At 48.8% G+C, this 18,318-nt stretch carries 16 protein-coding genes; 14 read left to right on the top strand and 2 right to left on the bottom strand.

Annotation, left to right across the window (positions count from 1 at the left end; translation table 11 throughout):
- The first annotated feature begins 18 nt into the window (after positions 1–18).
- Genes Q6A92_RS04040 through Q6A92_RS04020 form a run of 5 tightly spaced genes read left to right on the top strand, consistent with a single transcriptional unit; the run spans position 19 to position 3,139 of the window.
- Positions 19–678, top strand: a complete 660-nt coding sequence (locus Q6A92_RS04040; protein WP_274398139.1) for a class II aldolase/adducin family protein — start codon at positions 19–21, stop codon at positions 676–678.
- Between the two features lie 19 nt (positions 679–697).
- Positions 698–1,198, top strand: a complete 501-nt coding sequence (locus Q6A92_RS04035; protein ID WP_274398138.1) for a PTS sugar transporter subunit IIA — start codon at positions 698–700, stop codon at positions 1,196–1,198.
- Between the two features lie 22 nt (positions 1,199–1,220).
- Positions 1,221–1,520: a PTS sugar transporter subunit IIB gene (locus Q6A92_RS04030; protein ID WP_274398137.1), complete on the top strand. Its 300-nt coding sequence runs from the start codon at positions 1,221–1,223 to the stop codon at positions 1,518–1,520.
- A gap of 33 nt (positions 1,521–1,553) precedes the next feature.
- Positions 1,554–2,924, top strand: coding sequence for a PTS galactitol transporter subunit IIC (locus Q6A92_RS04025; RefSeq protein ID WP_332237125.1), 1,371 nt, complete (start codon positions 1,554–1,556; stop codon positions 2,922–2,924).
- Positions 2,921–3,139, top strand: a complete 219-nt coding sequence (locus Q6A92_RS04020) for a hypothetical protein (RefSeq protein WP_332237124.1) — start codon at positions 2,921–2,923, stop codon at positions 3,137–3,139. The genes Q6A92_RS04025 and Q6A92_RS04020 overlap by 4 nt, the downstream gene beginning before the upstream one ends.
- Before the next feature lie 167 nt (positions 3,140–3,306).
- Here Q6A92_RS04020 and Q6A92_RS04015 read toward each other — a convergent pair whose 3' ends face one another.
- A complete protein-coding gene (locus Q6A92_RS04015) occupies positions 3,307–4,575 on the bottom strand; it encodes a beta-ketoacyl-[acyl-carrier-protein] synthase family protein (protein WP_332237123.1) in 1,269 nt (422 codons plus the stop codon).
- 228 nt (positions 4,576–4,803) lie between these two features.
- Between Q6A92_RS04015 and fabL the strand changes: the two genes are divergently transcribed.
- The 8 genes from fabL (at position 4,804) to Q6A92_RS03975 (ending at position 14,001) form a co-directional block, all read left to right on the top strand.
- Positions 4,804–5,559 (top strand): enoyl-[acyl-carrier-protein] reductase FabL, encoded by a 756-nt coding sequence (gene fabL, locus Q6A92_RS04010; protein WP_274398133.1) that lies wholly within the window; start codon positions 4,804–4,806, stop codon positions 5,557–5,559.
- A 75-nt stretch (positions 5,560–5,634) separates the two neighbouring features.
- Positions 5,635–5,901, top strand: a complete 267-nt coding sequence (gene acpP, locus Q6A92_RS04005) for an acyl carrier protein (protein ID WP_274398132.1) — start codon at positions 5,635–5,637, stop codon at positions 5,899–5,901.
- The gene (locus tag Q6A92_RS04000; protein ID WP_332237122.1) at positions 5,901–7,571 is read left to right on the top strand and encodes a class I adenylate-forming enzyme family protein; all 1,671 of its coding nucleotides are present in this window, start codon (positions 5,901–5,903) and stop codon (positions 7,569–7,571) included. Before acpP ends, Q6A92_RS04000 begins: the two co-directional genes overlap by 1 nt.
- 12 nt (positions 7,572–7,583) lie before the next feature.
- Positions 7,584–8,804 carry an acyl-CoA dehydrogenase family protein gene (locus Q6A92_RS03995; protein WP_332237121.1) on the top strand — a complete coding sequence of 407 codons (1,221 nt, stop codon included), beginning with the start codon at positions 7,584–7,586 and terminating at the stop codon, positions 8,802–8,804.
- Between the two features lie 225 nt (positions 8,805–9,029).
- Positions 9,030–10,166: a GerAB/ArcD/ProY family transporter gene (locus tag Q6A92_RS03990; protein ID WP_274398129.1), complete on the top strand. Its 1,137-nt coding sequence runs from the start codon at positions 9,030–9,032 to the stop codon at positions 10,164–10,166.
- Positions 10,126–11,664 (top strand): spore germination protein, encoded by a 1,539-nt coding sequence (locus Q6A92_RS03985; RefSeq protein WP_332237120.1) that lies wholly within the window; start codon positions 10,126–10,128, stop codon positions 11,662–11,664. The genes Q6A92_RS03990 and Q6A92_RS03985 overlap by 41 nt, the downstream gene beginning before the upstream one ends.
- A gap of 1 nt (position 11,665) precedes the next feature.
- Positions 11,666–12,838, top strand: coding sequence for a Ger(x)C family spore germination protein (locus Q6A92_RS03980; protein ID WP_332237119.1), 1,173 nt, complete (start codon positions 11,666–11,668; stop codon positions 12,836–12,838).
- A 995-nt stretch (positions 12,839–13,833) separates the two neighbouring features.
- On the top strand, positions 13,834–14,001 hold the full coding sequence (locus Q6A92_RS03975) for a hypothetical protein (protein WP_274398126.1): 168 nt from the start codon (positions 13,834–13,836) through the stop codon (positions 13,999–14,001).
- A 177-nt stretch (positions 14,002–14,178) separates the two neighbouring features.
- On the opposite strand, the gene Q6A92_RS03970 is transcribed toward Q6A92_RS03975, so the two are convergent.
- Positions 14,179–15,357: a rhamnosyltransferase WsaF family glycosyltransferase gene (locus Q6A92_RS03970; RefSeq protein ID WP_332237118.1), complete on the bottom strand. Its 1,179-nt coding sequence runs from the start codon at positions 15,355–15,357 to the stop codon at positions 14,179–14,181.
- 1,563 nt (positions 15,358–16,920) lie between these two features.
- On the opposite strand from Q6A92_RS03970, the gene Q6A92_RS03965 reads away from it, so the two are divergent.
- Complete coding sequence (locus Q6A92_RS03965) at positions 16,921–17,940, top strand: nuclease-related domain-containing protein (RefSeq protein WP_332237174.1); 1,020 nt, start codon at positions 16,921–16,923, stop codon at positions 17,938–17,940.
- Positions 17,941–18,318 lie beyond the last annotated feature (378 nt).

Below are 18,318 nucleotides of genomic sequence, written 5' to 3'. Positions count from 1 at the left end.
TACGAGGAGCGTTAAATCATGTTAGATTATCTGAAAAAAGAAGTTTGTGAACTGTCAAAAAGGGCGCAGCGCAACGGACTTTGCAAACATAAATCCGGTAATTTCAGTGCGCGTGATCCCGAAAGCGGCTTATTTGTTTTTACACCGACCGGCGTCGACAGAGAACTGCTGACCCCGCGGGATATGGTGGTCGTCGATAAAAATGTCCATGTCATTGAAAACCTGTCCGGATTGAGACCGACAAGCGAATTGCTTATGCATCTGAAAGCTTACGAAGCACGTCCGGATATAAAGGCCGTTGCCCATACACACTCGATGTATGCCACTTCTTTTGCCGTTCTCGGTAAAACGATTCCGGCCATTGTCTATGAATTACAGGCGCTCGGGGCTAAACGCGGCTATGTACCGGTTGCTCCGTACGGCCGACCGGGGACCTACGAACTGGCTGATCATGTCGCCGATACACTCAAAGATTCGGATGTGGCGCTGATGGAGAAACACGGAACGATCGGTGTCGGCAGCGATATATACGATGCTTTTCTGAAGGTTTCTTATTTGGAGGAACTGGCGCAGATGTATTATAACGTACTGACTGTGAACGGCGGTAAAGAACCGGAAGCGCTGCCTCCGTCGGAAATCGTGCAATGGGCATATCCGAAAGAGGTTATTTTTTCATAAGTATCTGGAGGCGATTCCGATGACGGAAGATAATTTGACGTTCGATTTATTTTTCAAAAAGGATCTGGTTTTTCTTGACGCGGAATGGGCGGATGCAGCGGATTTTTTTAAAAAGATCGCCGGGTTCCTTGAACGCGGAGGGTATGTTAAGCAAACTTTTTATAAAGCGATCACGGAGCGCGAACGAAACTATCCGACCGGACTGCAGACAGCGTCGGTCGGCGCGGCGATTCCTCATGCCGATCCCGTCCATATCCAAAAACCTTTTATTGCGGTCATCCGTCCGAAGCAGCCGATTGCGTTCGCGCCGATGGGCGGACGTCCTGATGATCAGAAAATCCAGGCGGAGATTATCTTTCTGCTCGGTGTGATGCGCAACGGTCTTCAGGTCAAAGTACTGCAGAAGTTAATGGGCATGCTATCCAATGAATCGGTCATTGATGAGCTGCTTCATACGTCGAGCGATGAGCAGGTTCTTCAAATCATTAAAAAATCATTTGCGGCGGAACAGGCCGTATAAAACATGAAGGAGTGCAGAGATCATGGCAAAAGTTATTGTGGCTTGCGGTTCGGGAGTTGCGACTTCACAGACGGTGGCATCCAAAATCAACAGAATGCTGAAGGAGCAGAACATTCATTCAACGGTTGAAGCGGTGGACATTAAATCGCTGGATAATTTTATCAAAGGCGCGGATGTATATGTGTCGATCGTCCGGACGAATAAAAAATTCACCATTCCTGTGATTAACGGCGTTGCTTTTCTAACGGGGATGGGCCAGGACAAAGAATTTGAAAAACTGGTTGATGCAATCAAGAAGGCGGATGCAAAGAAAGTGAAGTAAACATAAATTCAAGGAAAAACGGAGGGGAAAATCATGCAAGTGCTTAGGGAAGTTGTCAATTATATCCTTAATCTGGGTGCCCCGGTGTTTGTGCCGATTATCATGTTGATCGTCGGCCTGGTCGCAAGAATGAAATTCAAAGATGCGTTCTCGGCAGCATTAACGCTGGGCATTGCTTTTACCGGTATGACCCTGGTCATTAATTTCATGACCGGTTCGATCAGTCCGGCCGCGCAGGCGCTTTCGCAACGGACCGGAATCACTCTGACCGCGGTGGACGGCGGATGGCCGGGCATGGCGGCGATATCATGGGCCTGGCCGTATGCCTTCCTGATGTTCCCGCTGCAGATCGGTATCAATATCGTGATGCTGATTTTTAACTGGACGAAGACATTGAACGTGGATATGTGGAACGTCTGGTCGAAAATATTCACTGCCGTGATGGTTTCCTATATCTCCGGAAGTTATGTTATGGGTTTTCTGGCGGCGGCTCTTCAGGTCGTTCTGGAACTCAAGGTCGGGGATATCTGGGGGCCGCGCGTCGAGAAACTGACGGGGATTCCCGGCGTGACGGTGCCTCATCATATTACGTTGTTGGCGAACATTCTCCATCCTGTAGAAATTCTGCTGAATAAAACGCCTGGCCTCAACAAAAAAGTGGATTCGGATTTTCTGAAAGAGAAGATCGGTATTTTCGGTGAAAACGAAGTCATGGGTGCCATCATCGGCCTGCTTCTCGGTTTCGCTGCCGGCTACAGCATCTCGGGTTCCCTGACGCTGGCTGTCCAGGCGGCCTCGGCACTTGTTCTGTTCCCGATGATCTCAAAATTATTCTCCCAGGCTCTATCGCCGATTTCTGAGGGAGTATCCGAATACATGCGCAATAAGTTTTCCGATAAGGAAGTGCTCATTGGGCTCGACTGGCCGATTCTTGCCGGCCGCAGCGAACTGTGGGTCGCCGTCATTATCACGATACCGATCCTGCTGATCTGTGCGATTGTGCTTCCGGGCAATGCGGTTCTGCCTTTTGCCGGCATTATTAATCTGTCGTTCGTTGTTGCGGCGCTGCTCCTGACCAATGCCAACATTATCCATATGTTGATTATGGGACTGATTACTTCACCGCTGTTTCTTTATGCGGCAACGTTCTTTGCACCGTATATTACGCGGCTCGGAAAAGCAGTCGGAACGGTTAAGATCCCACACGGCATGATGCTGAGCTGGAGCACCTTTGAATCACCTGATTTCCGCTTTCTGGCAGCTTTTGCAGCTAAATTTAACATTTGGGCTATTCTCGGCCTTGTCGCCTGGATGGTTCTGTTCTATTGGCTGTATAAAGACATCGACCGGCAAAACAAACAAGAAGTTGCCGCTGACGGCGAAAGCGAAGCGGATGTTTCATGATTAAGAAAACATTTTGGTATCTCATGCTGGGCCTGTCCTTTGCCCTCTTTGTCCTGACACTGGTTCAAAGCAATGTCTTTCTGCTGATCGCCAGTCTCGCCCTGGCTTTTCTCGTCCGCGTCAAGGGAAACAAAGTGCTGTTCGGTGCCTATGACCGGATCAGAAAAGAAAAGATTGAACGGCTCAAAAAAATGCGTACCAAAAGTGAATCTTAAGCCGCCGTGCCTGCTTCGCATGCAGCAGGCACGGCAGTCGCTTCAGATCCCGGATAAATCGAATAACCCAGGCCCTGACCGGGCGTGGGTTATTCGATGCTTGCGCTTCAATAATGATCCTGCTGCCGGGCAATGAAAGCAGCATTTGCTATCTTGCGGATTTGTTCTCAGAGCGACGCAGCATTTTTCCAGATGAGCACGCCGTTCTGCCCGCCGAAGCCGAATGAGTTGCTCAGAGCAAACCCGATCTTTCTATGATGCCGGCTGAGATCCGGAACAATATCCGCGGGTGCGGAAGCATCTTTTTGCCGGCAGTTGATGGTCGGAGGCAGCGTTTCCGTCTCCAGTGCTTTGATACAGGCGATGCTTTCAACGGCTGCCGCTGCACCCAGCAAATGTCCGACGGCTCCCTTGATTGAACTGACAGGGATCCGGTTTAAACTATTTCCGAAGACTTCATGCAGTGCGATGCTTTCTGCGGCATCGCCTGCCTGAGTAGCGGTCGCGTGCGCATTCACGTAGTCGATTTGCAATGGATCGATGTCCGCCTGATGCAGGGCGCGTGTCATCGCCAGCGCGGCACTGAACCCGGTCGGATCGGGGGCGGTTTCATGGTACGCGTCGTTGGTTGCTCCGTAACCGGAAAATTCCGCATAAATCTTCGCTCCGCGACGGACGGCATGATCGTAGGTCTCAAGAATCAGAATACCCGCCCCCTCACCCATGACCATTCCGGCCCGGCCGGCGTCAAACGGCCGCGACCAGGCGCCGGGATCATCCTCCGGTCCGGAAACGGCAAGTGCACCGGCCGATCGAAGCCCTGCCAGTATCACCGGGCTGAACAGGCATTCTGTACCGCCGGCAATGACCATATCCGCTTCACCGAGGCGAAGCCAATAACTGGCCTCGCCGATTGCATTCGCGGATGAGGCACAGGCGGTAGAATAGGTAATAACGGGCCCGTGAATGCCCCACTGCCTGGCAATCGTTGCTGCGGCGGCATTCGGAATCGATTTCGGAACAAGCCGCGGTCCTGCATGAGCCGCGCCGCCGGCCAGCCTTTTCATACCTTCGTCAAGTGTCTGCACACCGCCGAAAGCGCATCCCATAGCAATGCCGACACGATTTCCGTCATAGTCGCCGTTTAATTCCTCACGGCTTTTCCATCCCGCATCACTGAGAGCTTCCGCTGTCGCGGCCAGCGCCATTTGGCTGAAACGGTCGGTCTTTCTGATCAGCTTCCGCTCCATAAAATCCTCGGCCGAGAATGTCGCCGCTTCTGCGGTGACCGGGGCCCATTTCCTGAGCTGCTCATCGGAAGTCATCCGGACGGCGGTTTTACCCGCAATCAAATTTTCCCAGAAGGATGTAATTCCCTGCCCAAATGGGGTGATCGCACCCATTCCCGTCACGACAATTCGTGTTTTTTTCTGCACAAGTGACCCCCCCATTAAAAGGCAAAATTGTTAACATTTATTCATTTGCCTTCAAAATAATTGAAGATTATCAGTATATTTGAAACAATATAGAAGAAACAGAGGAAATAAATTTCAAGATTATGGTATCACATTTTTAAGTTTTCTGCTGTGCGGGAATCTCGTTTTTCGGGAATTCTGTTTTTGGAGGGAAACGAAAAATCGGATGAAACGGAAGGAGGTGAGATCTTGCGTTTTGCAGGAAAGGTCGCCTGCGTCACAGGGAGTTCCCGCGGCATTGGGCACAGGCTTGCCGTCCGTTTTGCCGAGGAAGGAGCCGATGTCGTCGTCAATTACGTGCGGAACGGCGAAGCAGCCAGAAAAACGGCTGCTGAAATAGAGGCCGCCGGACGACGGGCGCTAGTTGTCCGGGCAAATATGGCTGACGAGACGAAAATCAAGGAAATGTTTAATCAAATCAAAACCGTTTTCGGAAGAGTCGATATTTTTATCCACGGCGCCGCGTCCGGGAGAAACCGATCGACGATGGAGCTGGACACTAAGGGCTGGGATTGGACACTGTCCGTCAATACCCGTGCCTTTCTTATTGCGGTGCAGCAGGCGGTGCGGCTCATGCCGGAAGAGGGGGGATCCGTGATTGCGCTCTCTTCGTTCGGAGCGGATTATGTTTTTCCTTATTACGCATCGGTGGGCGCAAGCAAAGCTGCCCTTGAATCGCTGGTGCGTTATTTTGCCGTTGAACTGGCAGAACGAAAAATCAATGTCAATGCCATCGCCGCAGGAGCGGTTTACACGGATGCTTTGAAGCATTTTCCGGAAATGGAACAGACGATCAAACATTTGAAAGCAAAGATGCCGTCCGGCCGAATGGTTAATGCGGATGATGTTGCCAATCTGGCACTTTTTCTCTGCTCGAAAGAGGCTGAGATGATCCGCGGACAAACCATCCGGGTTGACGGCGGGGTCACTCTTCCGCTTGTCTGAAAGCGGTGCTGTCTTCGAGCCATTCGCTTTACAGACGACCGGAAGAAAACATACGGCAGGGAGATGCACTTGAAGATGGAAAAGCTGACGGAACAGGAAATTGAAAACAGGGTCAAAAAAGTCGTTGCCGCGCAATTGCAGGTGGATCAGGACAAAATTAAGAAAAACAGTCTGTTTGTCGATGATCTCGGTGCCGATTCCCTCGATCTGACGGAGCTGGCGATTGCGTTTGAAGATGAGTTTAATCTGGAGATACCTGAAGCGGATTTTGATGAAATAGCGACTGTATCGGGCGTCGTTGCCTATCTTTATAAGAAGTTGGAAGAGAAAGGGGACCGTTAATGTTTAATTTCCGCGGCAAGGTTTTATCGGAACAAAGGATCAATGAGTATCTGGACAAGGGAATATGGGAAAACGAGTCATTCGTTGATGTACTGAAAGCCGATGTTGAAAAAAATCCGGATCTCATTCATAAAGATGAACGGCAAAGCCTGAGCTACAAAGAATTATGGGAAAAGGTCGAAGCACTGGCAGCGGAATTCTACCGGATGGGCATCAGAAAGGGCGATCGCATTGCCATGCAGCTGCCTAATACGCTGGATTATGTGCTGGCCATTTTTGGAGCCTCCCGGATCGGCGCCGTCAGCGTACTTCTTCAGGTTGATCTCGGAGAAAATGCGATCATCAAGAGCCTGAAACAATCACAGTCGAAATTGTGGATCACCGTCGACAGTTATCGTGGACACCATTTGTGGCAAAGAGCCTTGGAAATTAAAAAAGAGGTTCCCAGTCTGGTCAGCGTAATTGTTCAGGGTGATGTTGCCGGCGTTCCGGACAGCGTTCCACATTTCGAGGCGTTAAAAAACAGCGGCAGAAAGCTTTCAGAAGACGTTTTACAGGAGAATGCACCGGGACCTGCGGATGGGTTTGTTATGGTTTTTACTTCGGGAACGACGGGATCGCCCAAGGGCGTTGTGCAGCTGCACGGCAATTATTTGTGGGCCGCGCGGGCCTATGCAAAGAATTTTGGCTACATGCCGGGGGACTGTGTGCTTGATGTTGCACCGATTGCCCATCAGACCGGCATGCTTGCCGGCATTATGATGACGATCGCGACGGGCGGCCGGATCGTGCTGCTTGACCGTTTTTCAGCCAAACGCGTCCTCGATTGGACGGAGCAGGAAAAGGCGGCGTTTATCATCGGTGCGCCGCCTCATGTAACACACATGGCGAACTATTCCGGTCTGGAAGAGGCCGATACCTCGAGTGTTAAAGTTTTCATTTATGCGGGTGCATCCGTACCGAGCGCTATACTGCGGCGCCTTCAGGAAACAAGCGGCATTCAGGTCGGCTGCCTGTTCGGCTGGACGGAAGGTTTTGTCGCTACGCTGACCCGGCCGGACGATCCGATTGAAGCGGTCAGCAAAACGGTTGGATTTGTTGTGCCCGGCGAAGAAGTAAAACTGGTGGATGAAGAGGGAAAGGTTGTTGAAAGAGGCGAAGCGGGAGAGATGTGGTCCCGCGGTCCGAACTTCTGTGCCGGTTATTTTGAGCTTCCCGAATTCGCTGCGAAACAGTGGGACCGGGAAGGATGGTTTCATTCCGGCGATCTCCTTCGCCAGGATGAAAACGGCCGTTATACTTTTCTCGGCCGCTCAGACGATATCATCAATCGCGGGGGCACTAAGATTGACCCGAAGAGCGTAGAGGACGTTCTCGGCGGCTTTCCCGGAGTAGGGGCAGTCAACGTCGTCGGTGCCCCGCACCCGACTCTTGGCGCGCAGACTGTTGCCTGCGTTGTCCTGCAGGAAGGGCGGCAGGCATTCCGATTGGACGAACTGAGAGATTATCTGGGCGTGCATGGATTAGCGAAATTTCAGTTTCCCGATCGTCTGGAATTTTTTGACGAACTGCCGCGAACCGAATCCGGCAAACCGAAAAAGAATGTACTGAGAGAATGGGTGCTTGAAAGAATCAAAGCCGATCATCTGTCGGCAAGCGAGAGAAAGTGAGATGTCGGTTCGATGAGTCTATTTGAGAACAGCTGGTTTAGAGCGGCCGAATTTCATAGTTCTTACAGCGAAGAGTCAATCAATCGGGCCAAAGCCGTTTATGAACGGGTTCTGACATTCTGCCGGGAGGAAGCGCCGGAATGGGGGGCACGGATCGAACGGGAAGAAAGAATTCCCGATGAGTTTTGGAAGCGGATGGTTGCCCTCGGTTTCCATAAATTGACCATTCCCCGATGGGCAGGAGGAGAAGGCCTGCCGCTGGTGCTGTATCTTCCGTGCCTTGAAGAGATCGCCCATTGTCATGGAGCGATTCGCATGGCTTTCCATGCTTACAACAGCATTTGGAGAACGCTTAACAGAGCATCTTCCAGACAGCAGCAATACTGGCTGCCGAAACTTGTAAATGAAGGAAAATCGGCGGCTTTTGCTTTAACGGAACCCGATTACGGGACAGGCATCGATCTGCACACGATCGCCGGCGAAGAAGACGGACACTATGTTCTGAACGGCCGCAAACATCTGATCACATTTGCTGAAGAAGCCGCGTTTATTACAGTGATTGCTAAAATGGAAGGGGCGGCAGGCCGCAGCAGCCTGACTGCCTTCCTTGTCGCCAAGGATCATCCCGGAGTGATTTTCGAAGATATGGGATCGATGATGGGAGATATCGGCTGCACGCATGCCGTCGTCACTTTCGATCACTGCGAGGTGGGAGAGGAGGACATTATCGGCGGCATCGGCGGCGGATTTGACGTTGCGCTCCGGGCGTTTCTCGATCAGAGCCGGGTCGGCATTGCTACGTCAATGGTCGGGCTTTCTCAGCAGGCTCTGGATGCGGCGCTCGATTTTGTTCAGACAAGAAAGACATTCGGCAAAGCGCTTGTCAGCCGCCAGGCTGTGCAGATGAAACTGGCTGAGATGCAGATCGCGATTCAGAGTACCCGGATGCTGTGCGTGGATGCTGCGGAAAAATATGATTTAGGGGAAGATATATCGTCTGAAGCGGCCGTGGCAAAGGCGCAGGCGATTCAGACATCGCGTCTTGTAACGGACGGTGCCCTGAAACTGTTCGGCGGCATCGGTTACAGCAAGGCCAGTCCGGTAGAACGGCTTTACCGTGATGCCCGGTCGCTTTGGTTTGAAGAAGGGACAGACGATATGCAGAAAATGACCGTTGCTGAGGCACTGATCACGCATGCCCGCCGCCGGAGGCGGGAAAAGCGTCAGATGTAGGCGGTGCCGGGAGAGTCGGCGAAAGTGCTGAGAGACTCCGTTCACGTGCGGCAGCGCCTGCACAAAAATGATATCGGCGGATTTCACGAATAGAAATGCCCCCACAGTTGTCAAAATAACAACGTGCGGGCATTTTTTTTTTGCGGAATAATGCCCAGTGCCGGTCTGAGTCGAAGTGGATCTATCATAGGGAAACTTTGAAAAAAATTGAACAGGAGACAATAAATGAAGCGGAAAACTTTAGGAAAGATATCGGTCGTTCAAATTTCTCTGCTGTTAATCACAGGCATCGGCCTCAAGAACCACGTGATGATCATCCCGGCGCTTATTCAATCTGCAGGAAGAGACGGGTGGCTGTCGATCATCTTAGCTTTTATTCTTATTTCACTGTGGGGCTTTTTACTTATTTATATTTATAACGGCACAGGCAGGGGTCATTTATTCAGCTGGCTGGATCGGCATATCGGGACCTGGCCGACGACATTATTGAAAGTAATGATTAGTTTATATCTCGTCTTTCTTGCTTTTACCACTTCCAAAGAAATGACGGCGTGGACGAAAGTTGCCTATCTCGTTAATACGCCGTCTGTTTTTCTTATTATATTGTTTACAATTCTTTGTGCTCTTATGGCATCGACAAGCTTGCAATCCTTAGCAATTACCAACGTCTTTTTATTGACAATCATTGTCATTCTGGGATGGTTTGTCGGCATTTCAAATATGCACTTCAAAGACTTCTCGCTCCTCCGTCCTGTTTTAGAGCAGGGTATGGGTCCTGTTTTTTCCGGCACGATCTATACATTATCGGGGGCCATCGAATTAATGATGGTTCTGTTTCTCAGTCATAAAGTTCACGGGTCGATAAATTATAAGGCCCTGGCAATCAATGCTTTCTTACTCTCTTTCCTGACCGCCGGACCGTTTATCGGGGCGATCACTGAATTCGGTCCCGTGGAGGCATCGAAGCAGACCTTTCCCGCTTACGAAGAGTGGAGTATTTTAACGCTGGGCCGATTCATAGAGCATGTTGATTTTTTTTCAATTTATCAATGGCTGAGCGGGGCCTTTATACGCGTTTCCTTGCTTCTGTATATTTCTGCGGAAGTGTATCAAATTAAAAAGAAGAGAACGCAATTACTTTTATTATCGCTTTACGGCTTTCTGATTATCGTATGCGTTCTCTGGCCGGTCAGTGATATGACCTTTTATACTTTGTCCGAAAAAATTTTTATGCCGCTGACTTTGTGGTTTTTTCTGGCCCTATCAATCATTTTTGGGCTTATTGTTTGGATTGTAAACGGTATCGAGGGAGGAAGCGGCAATGCGCAGAAAAAAAGCGAACCGGAAACCGGGAGGAGTTAAAAAGCTTCAGACGATCACAGGTCGCGGGATCGGCAGTGAAGGCGGAAAAGAGACCGTTAAAACACCGATCAGTGAAAACGAATTGCAAAAAGTGTTTGCCGGATGTTCCGATATCCATTTTCAACAGATGCGGTTCGGCGATCATCAGGCAATTATTGTCAACTGCGAAGGCATGGTTGATAAAGAAATGCTCAACCAATCGATGTTTCCGAAAATGGAGAACTTCTTCCAGAGTAATCAGAACGCGGTAATGACGAAGGACAGAATCCTGCAGTCCCTGCATTTGCCGGATCTGGCCGAAGTGACCGATGAAAAGCAGATGACGGACGATGTTTTTTCCGGAAAGGTATTGTTCTATCTAAAAAACGGTTCGTATATTTTTTCAGCGGACATTTCCAAACGGCCGCAAAGAACTCCGGAAGAAACGAGAACGGAAGTCAGCATAAAAGGCCCGCGGGACAACTTTATTGAGGACTTATCGATAAATATTGCGTTAATCCGCAAGCGGCTGAAAACGACTTCGCTAAAAGTCGAGAACTATCAGATCGGACGGCGTTCACGGACCCCAGTCGGCCTTCTTTTTATTAAAGACATTGCCAACAAACATATTCTTGATGAATTAAGAAAATGTATCAAAGCAATCGACGTAGATGCTGTCTATGGCGGGAATCAGTTTATGGAATTGATCGAAAAAGTTCCGTTTCTCATTCCGAAGCACTCTTATTCTGGACGTCCTGATTTTGTTGTTGAAAGCTTATTGAGCGGCCGATGCGCTATTTTAATCGACGGAGTCGCTTATGCAAATATCGTGCCGACCAATCTGTTCTTCCTGCTGAAATCGTCGGGCGACAGCGAATTTTCGTCTTTTTACAGTTCCTTTGAGCGGGCGCTGAGAATATTCGGCGTGTTTTTTGCGGCTTATCTGCCTGGCTTCTGGGTTGCCATCACAACTTTTCATCAAAACCAGCTGCCGCTTACGCTGCTGGCCCCGGTTGTTGAATCGCGCCAGGGATTGCCGCTGCCGACGGGTCTTGAAGCAATCGTGGTGATCATCCTGTTCGAATTGTTAAAAGAATCCGGGATGCGCATGCCGCAGTCGATCGGTTTCACGGTCAGTGTCGTCGGAGGCCTGATTATTGGCCAAGCGGTTATTGATGCGCGGCTGACCAGCCCGGCCATGATGGTTGTTATTGCCGTGTCGACCATTTCCACGTTCACATTTACGAATCAGGGAATTATAGGAGCGATTAGTCTGCTTCGGATCGCAACGATTGTGCTTGCTTCTTTTTTGGGATTGTTCGGGTTTATATTATCATTTTTCTTTATCATCGTTTATGTTTCAAATTTACGGATATTCGGCCTCCCTTATATGGAAATGCTGGCCAATCTTGATTTTTTCAACATAGTGAAAGCTATGTTCAGATTGCCGGCACGATACAATAAAAAGAGGCCGGTCATGTTGTTTTCCCGGGATAATACGCCAAAAGGAAAAAATTAACATGAGAAAACACGCCGGCATTTTTGCCATCCTGCTAACGATATCGGGGCTGTGCGGCTGCGGCGGGGATTCCAATGAGCCGGAGAGAATGGTTTATGCACATGGGATCGGCTTTGATTATCAAGGCGGGCAATACGTGGTGTACGTGCAGTTTATCGATTTCTCATCCATGGTCGGAACGTCCGGCGGGGGGCTGGGAGGCGGTTCGAGCAGCAGCTCCTCATCTATAGTGAAGGCTTCGGGGAGAACGATCAATCAAGCGGTAAGCAATCTGTATCTTCTTATGGATCGTCATGTTTATTGGGGCCACCTCTCTTTTGTCCTTTTGTCGGAAAGAGTGATCCATCATCGGGGGCTTAAGGAAAGCATTGATTTAATCAACAGAAATTACAGCATACGTTATAATATTTTGTATTATGTCGCTGCGGGCAGTGATCTGGAAAAGTATCTGACTTCCGTTCCGATTAATAAAATTCCTATATCAATGAGCAAGTTAAGCGATCCGGACAACAATTATTTGCAGAATTCCTATGTCAGGCCCAAGTCCCTGCGTGAATTGATTCTGAGCCTCGATGAACCCAATCATCAGACGGAACTGCCGCTTATTTCCCTTAAGGAAAGAAGCGGATTGCATAAAGGCCAGACGGATACCGATTACTTGGGCGTCGTCATCCTATCCGAAAATGATATACAGGGGAAATTAATTTACACTGATGTATACGGGCTTAGATGGCTTTACAGCGGCGGCGTGGGACGTGTGCGCGTCATTCTGAAGGATCAGGAGCGGTATCTGGCTTCCGTAGATGTTACCGGCACGAAGTCCAGAATTGTGCCGGCTATGGACCGCACCGGCAAGGTCCGCTTTACGATTGACATTAACGTAACGGCACACGTCATGACAATTATTAAACCGACACACGAAAGAACATTGGAAAGACTCCTCGAAACACAAGTAAGGAGAGAAATAGAAAGAACGTATCGTGTATCCGTCAACCAGCATATAGATGCTTTTCATTTTTCCGAAGCGCTTTACAGAAGCAAATATTCCGCAAAATGGCATCGGCTTCAACATAACGGGAAAATAGATCTTGACAAACTGACTTTAAAAAAGGTAGAGGTCCATGCTTACATAAAAGATTCAGGGAAAAATAATATGATGCCGACTTTAGATTGATGTTTCAGGACTCCGCTGTTCAGCATTTTCTCTGGAATGGCTGTTTGATCATGAATGACGGATTTGAGTTTCAAGACTTCACTGTTCAGCATTTCTCCGGAACGGCCATGAATGCCGATCCGGGTTTCAGGACTCCGCTGTTCAGCATTTCTCCGGAACGGCTGTTCGATCATGAGTGACGGATTTGAGTTTCAAGACTTCACTGTTCAGCATTTCTCCGGAGTGGCCGTTCGATCATGAATGCCGATCCGGGTTTCAGAACTCCGCTGTTCAGCATTTCTCCGGAACGGCTGTTCGATCATGAGTGACGGATCCAGGTTTCAGGACTCCGCTGTTCAGCATTTTCTCTGGAATGGCTGTTTGATCATGAATGACGGATTTGAGTTTCAAGACTTCACTGTTCAGCATTTCTCCGGAACGGCCGTTCGATCATGAATGCCGATCCGGGTTTCAGGACTCCGCTGTTCAGCATTTCTCCGGAACGGCTGTTCGACCATGAGTGACGGATCCAGGTTTCAGAACTTCGCCGTTCAGCATTTCTCCGATGGCTGCCGATTCCCACGGCAGCAACCATGGTGCCGGAATGAACCCCCCGGCGGATAATTATAACAAGGTGGTTAAAAGTCAGTAAGGGATCTCCAGCTTAACACTTCTACCTCATTGGTATAATTATACAAGTCACTAATAGGCCGAAAATACCTTAACATCAGGATTTCTCATGGCCTCGGTATAGAAAACGCGGGAATGCAGGGCCCGGTACGGAGCGGGAAGGCAAAAAGCCGGGTACACGACGATCCGTGCACAAAATATCGAGGCTCCCCCGCAGACGCAGCGGATGCAGACAAAAAAATAAGCGCCGTAGCGTTGAAAGGTTTGCGTTGATTTAAAAAAACATCCGGCGCTTTAAAGCTGATCGGACCGGGAGATGGGCTTTTAAAGCCAATAAGCAGATGAACGTGCTTCGAACATGCGGCTAAAACGGGCGGGCCGGTTACATGAAAAACAGCGCTCAGCTCACCGCCGCCTTTTTGAAACGTGTTTTGATCCGAGAACCTCGTCTGCTGCTCAGCGGCTCAGATTGCTTAATGAAGAAGGAAGCTGAGCACTGGCGGATTCATCCGGGGAAATTCTCCGGCTCTCGCAGCCAGCAGTCGGAGAATTAAAAAATGGTGAATTCAGCCGCTCCGATTGATAAGTTTCGGCTGTAAGCCCTCCGCAGGGAAAAAACCGGCAGCGATGCGGGGGAGCGCCGGCATTGAGAAAACAAAACAGGGATTGGCGAAGCACAGCTGAACGCTTTCAGCGATCCGGACCGGTGCAGCAGAAAGGCATGAACTTGTTCAGACCAGCGATCCGAATCGGACAGAATCGTTTTTCGACTGTCCGTCGATTTTTCCGACAATCTGCGCAAACGCAGCGGCTGTGCGCTGCCAGTTTGTCCGCTTCAATTGCTTTTTAGCGAACGCGGTCATTTTTTCCAATTCCTTCGGCCGTTTCAGATAAAAATGGAAGCGGCGCGAAAAGTCATGAAAATCCATGCTTGTCAGCAGAGCCGAACCCTTTTCAAAAAAGTAGGGGAGCGTGCCGTCTGCAAATTCCATCACCGGCAATCCGGTGTGCATCATTTCAAACGGAACGAGTGAAATATTGCTCATCGAGGCCACTATGCCGAAATCGCATTTTGCATAGAGTTTAAAAAGCTCCGACTTGTTCAGTTTGCCGAGATTGGTTCCGTTGGCAAAAAAGGTGCCGAGCGGCGATCCGTAATAATAAACATGAAGTGTGATTCCCTCGTTCTGCAGCTGTTCCTCCAGCCGTTTCATCAGCAGTTGCGTGATGATCGGTGCCCGCCTGGCCGTCGGCCGATTGTAAACGGCAATGGACAGCTCCTTTTTCTGCGGGTATTTCCTGAAATCACGCGGAACTTCCGGATAGTCCGCCGGTTCAAAAGCAAAAGGAATGCTGTCAACCGGGCTCAGCGGCGAACAGTTTTTTTCAATCATTGCTTTATTCCACGGACCGAGGCTGACCATATGCAGGTTCAAATCATACGTTTTTTTGGCCAGCAGATATTGATCCCCGTAATCATAAAAATAAGGCTCATAATCCTGAACGAAGTACATTTTGTACCCGTGCAGATTTTTGATCACATAAGCGGATTCCCAGAAAGTAGCGATCCACACATCTGATTGATAGCTTTCAAGCGCCGACGCCGGAAGAATCTTTCCCAGATAGCCGGGAAGATTCAATTCGGCGTTCCGTTCCATTTCCTCCACGGACTGCGGTTTATAGCTGAGGTAGGCGACCTGATAGCCTTTTTGGCTCAGATAGGTACCCAGCTTTAAGACAGAAGTTCTGCCGCCGCTGTACGGAAGCATGCCTCCGAGGACGAAGGTGAGCGTGCGCACCCGATCGGGCAGGCTTTGCTCAACCGGATCGAAATCGATGGAATGATAAAAATCAAGATAATCGCGGACTTCACCTTTTCCCTCATCTTTAAAATGATATCCTTCTTGCAAAATAACACCAGCTCCTGTCCATTCTCCCCGGAGCCGGGGAATCTGCAAATGTGCGCCGAACCAGAGCGACGCCGCTGTTCCGAGAGTAGGAAAGCCCCGACCGGCCGTTTCCGAATCCGTTCGCGCAGAAAATGCCACGGAATATCGGAAGCAGCCACCCTTTTTCTGATGAAGTTAAAAAAAAACAGAAAAACGAGATTCCACCTGTTTAGAATTATTATAGGGAATAACTGAGCGTAACAAATAGTGCTCATGGAATTCGGAGTGACTGCAAAAAAACGCGGGGAGAATAATTATTAAAAAATCATTAAATTTATTATAACATATTTTAAATTGTTTGACAATTTAACGGCATGTTACGTATAAAATGATCGTTAATAAAGGGGAAATCTCAAACCGAACAAACGTCTGAATAAGGGTTCGACAATCAGAATATTATTCCGGGAAAACAGCCAGTTTTGAACCACTGCTGTTTTCCATGGCTAAAAAACATGGACATGCGCATCAGTCGCAAATAGGGGGCCGTCCTGTAAAATCGTCATCCTATCCAGATAATGAAAATTATAGTTTTTCAGCTCACAGATATCGGCAATCTGATCAGAATGATTGCTGAAGCAATACATCTGACAAAAAACAGGGATCAAAAAAATTGCAGAAGGCAGAACACGCACAGAACAGTGGGAAACAAACCGGATTTAAGAAATTCCGAACCAGAATAGGGGAGGAGAAAACAAAAGAAGAGAAATTTTCATTGCTAGTCCAAACCCACACGGATTGAGCCTGACTTGCGCCGAAATTTTGAGCTCGCACCGAATCTGAGCAGTCGCACCGAATCGATCAGAAGTCGCACCGAATGGGGGGAAAGTCGCACCGAATCAGGCGGAAGTCGCACCGAACAGGAGCGGTCGCACCAAACCAGGCAGAAGTCGCACCGAATCGATCGAAAGTCGCACCAAATCAGACAGCAGTCGCACCGAATCGATCAGAACTCGCACCGAATGGGGGGAAAGTCGCACCGAACCAGACAGAGGTCGCACCAAATGGGGGGAAAGTCGCACCGAACCAAGCGGAAGTCGCACCAAAAATGGTCAAGTCCTTTTTGTGTGTAAATTATCTCAGCTGGATGAGTCTTATCATGAACGGATACTGGCTACCTTGGCGGTTGCTGCGTGCCGTCACTTTTTTTCTTCAAGTCCCAGTAAAAGCCCATATTCAGGTAGCGGCGCTCTTTTGGCTAGGTTTCATTTCGCTCCATGAGCAGGAGTCAGCGTCTTGGGAATTACGCCAAAATCGTGCTGAACGGGGAATCGTCAATGGATACTGGGCAAAATTTTATGCTTGTGACTAATAAAGCAGATTTTCTTAAAAATTATTTCGAATACCTTTATTAGTGTAAAAATCAATGCTAAATAACATTTTAACAACAAATGTCTCCGAAATTCGTGCTTTTTTGAGATATTTCAATATTCTCTTTGGAACTGCAAGAACAGGATTTTTAAAATGATTGTTGAATTTTATTTTATTAAAGTAAATTGTACTTGAAAAGGAGTGATTTGTTTGATTGTGAAGCCGCTTTTTGCGCCGTGGCGTTTGCTTGCAGAACAGTCCCTGCTGTGGCATTTGCCCCGCGACATTCCGGGAGTAGCCGCGATCGAGAAGGATCTGGCTCGGCTTGAGGCAGGATGGCACGGCGAACAGGAACTGGATTTTTATCTGCGCAGTTTTCCCGATGAAAGAGTACGAATCTTCTATGATTTACGCTTATCCATTGAAGAACAAAAATTCCAAATCGATACATTATTACTGACCCCGAATTTTCTAGCAATATTGGAAGCAAAAAACTATTCGGGAACGTTAAGCTTTTTGCCTGACGGTCAGCTGGTTCGCATAATTTCCGGACGGCGTGAAGGTTTTCCCAATCCGCTGACTCAGCTCAGCCGCCAAAAATATTTACTGAAAAAATGGCTTGTCAATCATCAAATTTCTGTGCCTGCGATTGAATCACAGGTTGTCATCGCTAATCCCGCCGCAATTATCGATAATCTCTCCGGCATGCCTTCCGTTAATGATTTTGTCACTCATGCTGAACAAATTCCCGCGCGAATTCAATGTTGGTTTAAAAAATACCCAGACAAAATAAATGAAGCGGCACTTAATGTTTTGGAAAAGCAACTGCTTGCTGAACAAATCGAGGACGTCCCTGATGTTTTAGAAAAGTTTAAAATCAAGACGGCCAATTTACAACGCGGCGTTTGCTGTGATCACTGTCGGAATTATTCAATGCAGCGTATCTATGGGCAATGGGCCTGCCCATTCTGTGGGATCCGTAGTCAAACCGCACATGAACCGATGTTACTCGACTATTTTCTGCTATTCGGCCGGAACATGACAAATAGACAATGCCGTGAATTACTCATGGTCGAAAATCGTTACCTGATTCCACGCCTTATGAAAAAAATGAACATTCCAATAGCCGGAAGTGGAGCCGGTGCAGGACTTTACTATAAAAGACCTGCACATGAAATATACGAAGCCTATTATTGTCAAAGAAGAAAAAATAACATAACAACAAAATCCAGATAATAATTCAGTTAGTCAAAAGTCAGTCAAAAATTTAGAAGTTCGCTGCATCAACTCGCACCAAATCAGGCCGAGGTCGCACCCAAAAATCGAGGCCGCACCGAATCGATCGGAACTCGCACCAAATCGGGAGAAAGTCGCACCGAACCAGGCCGAGGTCGCACCCAAAAATCGAGGCCGCACCGAATCGATCGGCACTCGTACCGAATGGGAGGAAAGTCGCACCAAATCAGGCCGAGGTCGCACCCAAAAATCGAGGCCGCACCGAACCGGGAGAAAGTCGCACCGAATCAGGCCAAAGTCGCAGGCCGAAGTCGCACCCAAAAATCGAGGCCGCACCGAATCGATCGGAACTCGCACCGAACCGGGAGAAAGTCGCAC

The sequence above is a fragment of the Sporolactobacillus sp. KGMB 08714 genome (assembly GCF_036598985.1).
Taxonomy (GTDB): domain Bacteria; phylum Bacillota; class Bacilli; order Bacillales; family Sporolactobacillaceae; genus Sporolactobacillus.
This window is presented reverse-complemented; position numbering and strand designations above follow the sequence as displayed.

Coding starts and splice junctions, on each gene's coding strand:
- Q6A92_RS04040 (WP_274398139.1), top strand. CDS start 19: ATGTTAGATTATCTGAAAAAAGAAGTTTGTGAACTGTCAAAAAGGGCG.
- Q6A92_RS04035 (WP_274398138.1), top strand. CDS start 698: ATGACGGAAGATAATTTGACGTTCGATTTATTTTTCAAAAAGGATCTG.
- Q6A92_RS04030 (WP_274398137.1), top strand. CDS start 1,221: ATGGCAAAAGTTATTGTGGCTTGCGGTTCGGGAGTTGCGACTTCACAG.
- Q6A92_RS04025 (WP_332237125.1), top strand. CDS start 1,554: ATGCAAGTGCTTAGGGAAGTTGTCAATTATATCCTTAATCTGGGTGCC.
- Q6A92_RS04020 (WP_332237124.1), top strand. CDS start 2,921: ATGATTAAGAAAACATTTTGGTATCTCATGCTGGGCCTGTCCTTTGCC.
- acpP (WP_274398132.1), top strand. CDS start 5,635: ATGGAAAAGCTGACGGAACAGGAAATTGAAAACAGGGTCAAAAAAGTC.
- Q6A92_RS04000 (WP_332237122.1), top strand. CDS start 5,901: ATGTTTAATTTCCGCGGCAAGGTTTTATCGGAACAAAGGATCAATGAG.
- Q6A92_RS03995 (WP_332237121.1), top strand. CDS start 7,584: ATGAGTCTATTTGAGAACAGCTGGTTTAGAGCGGCCGAATTTCATAGT.
- Q6A92_RS03990 (WP_274398129.1), top strand. CDS start 9,030: ATGAAGCGGAAAACTTTAGGAAAGATATCGGTCGTTCAAATTTCTCTG.
- Q6A92_RS03985 (WP_332237120.1), top strand. CDS start 10,126: ATGCGCAGAAAAAAAGCGAACCGGAAACCGGGAGGAGTTAAAAAGCTT.
- Q6A92_RS03980 (WP_332237119.1), top strand. CDS start 11,666: ATGAGAAAACACGCCGGCATTTTTGCCATCCTGCTAACGATATCGGGG.
- Q6A92_RS03975 (WP_274398126.1), top strand. CDS start 13,834: ATGAAAAACAGCGCTCAGCTCACCGCCGCCTTTTTGAAACGTGTTTTG.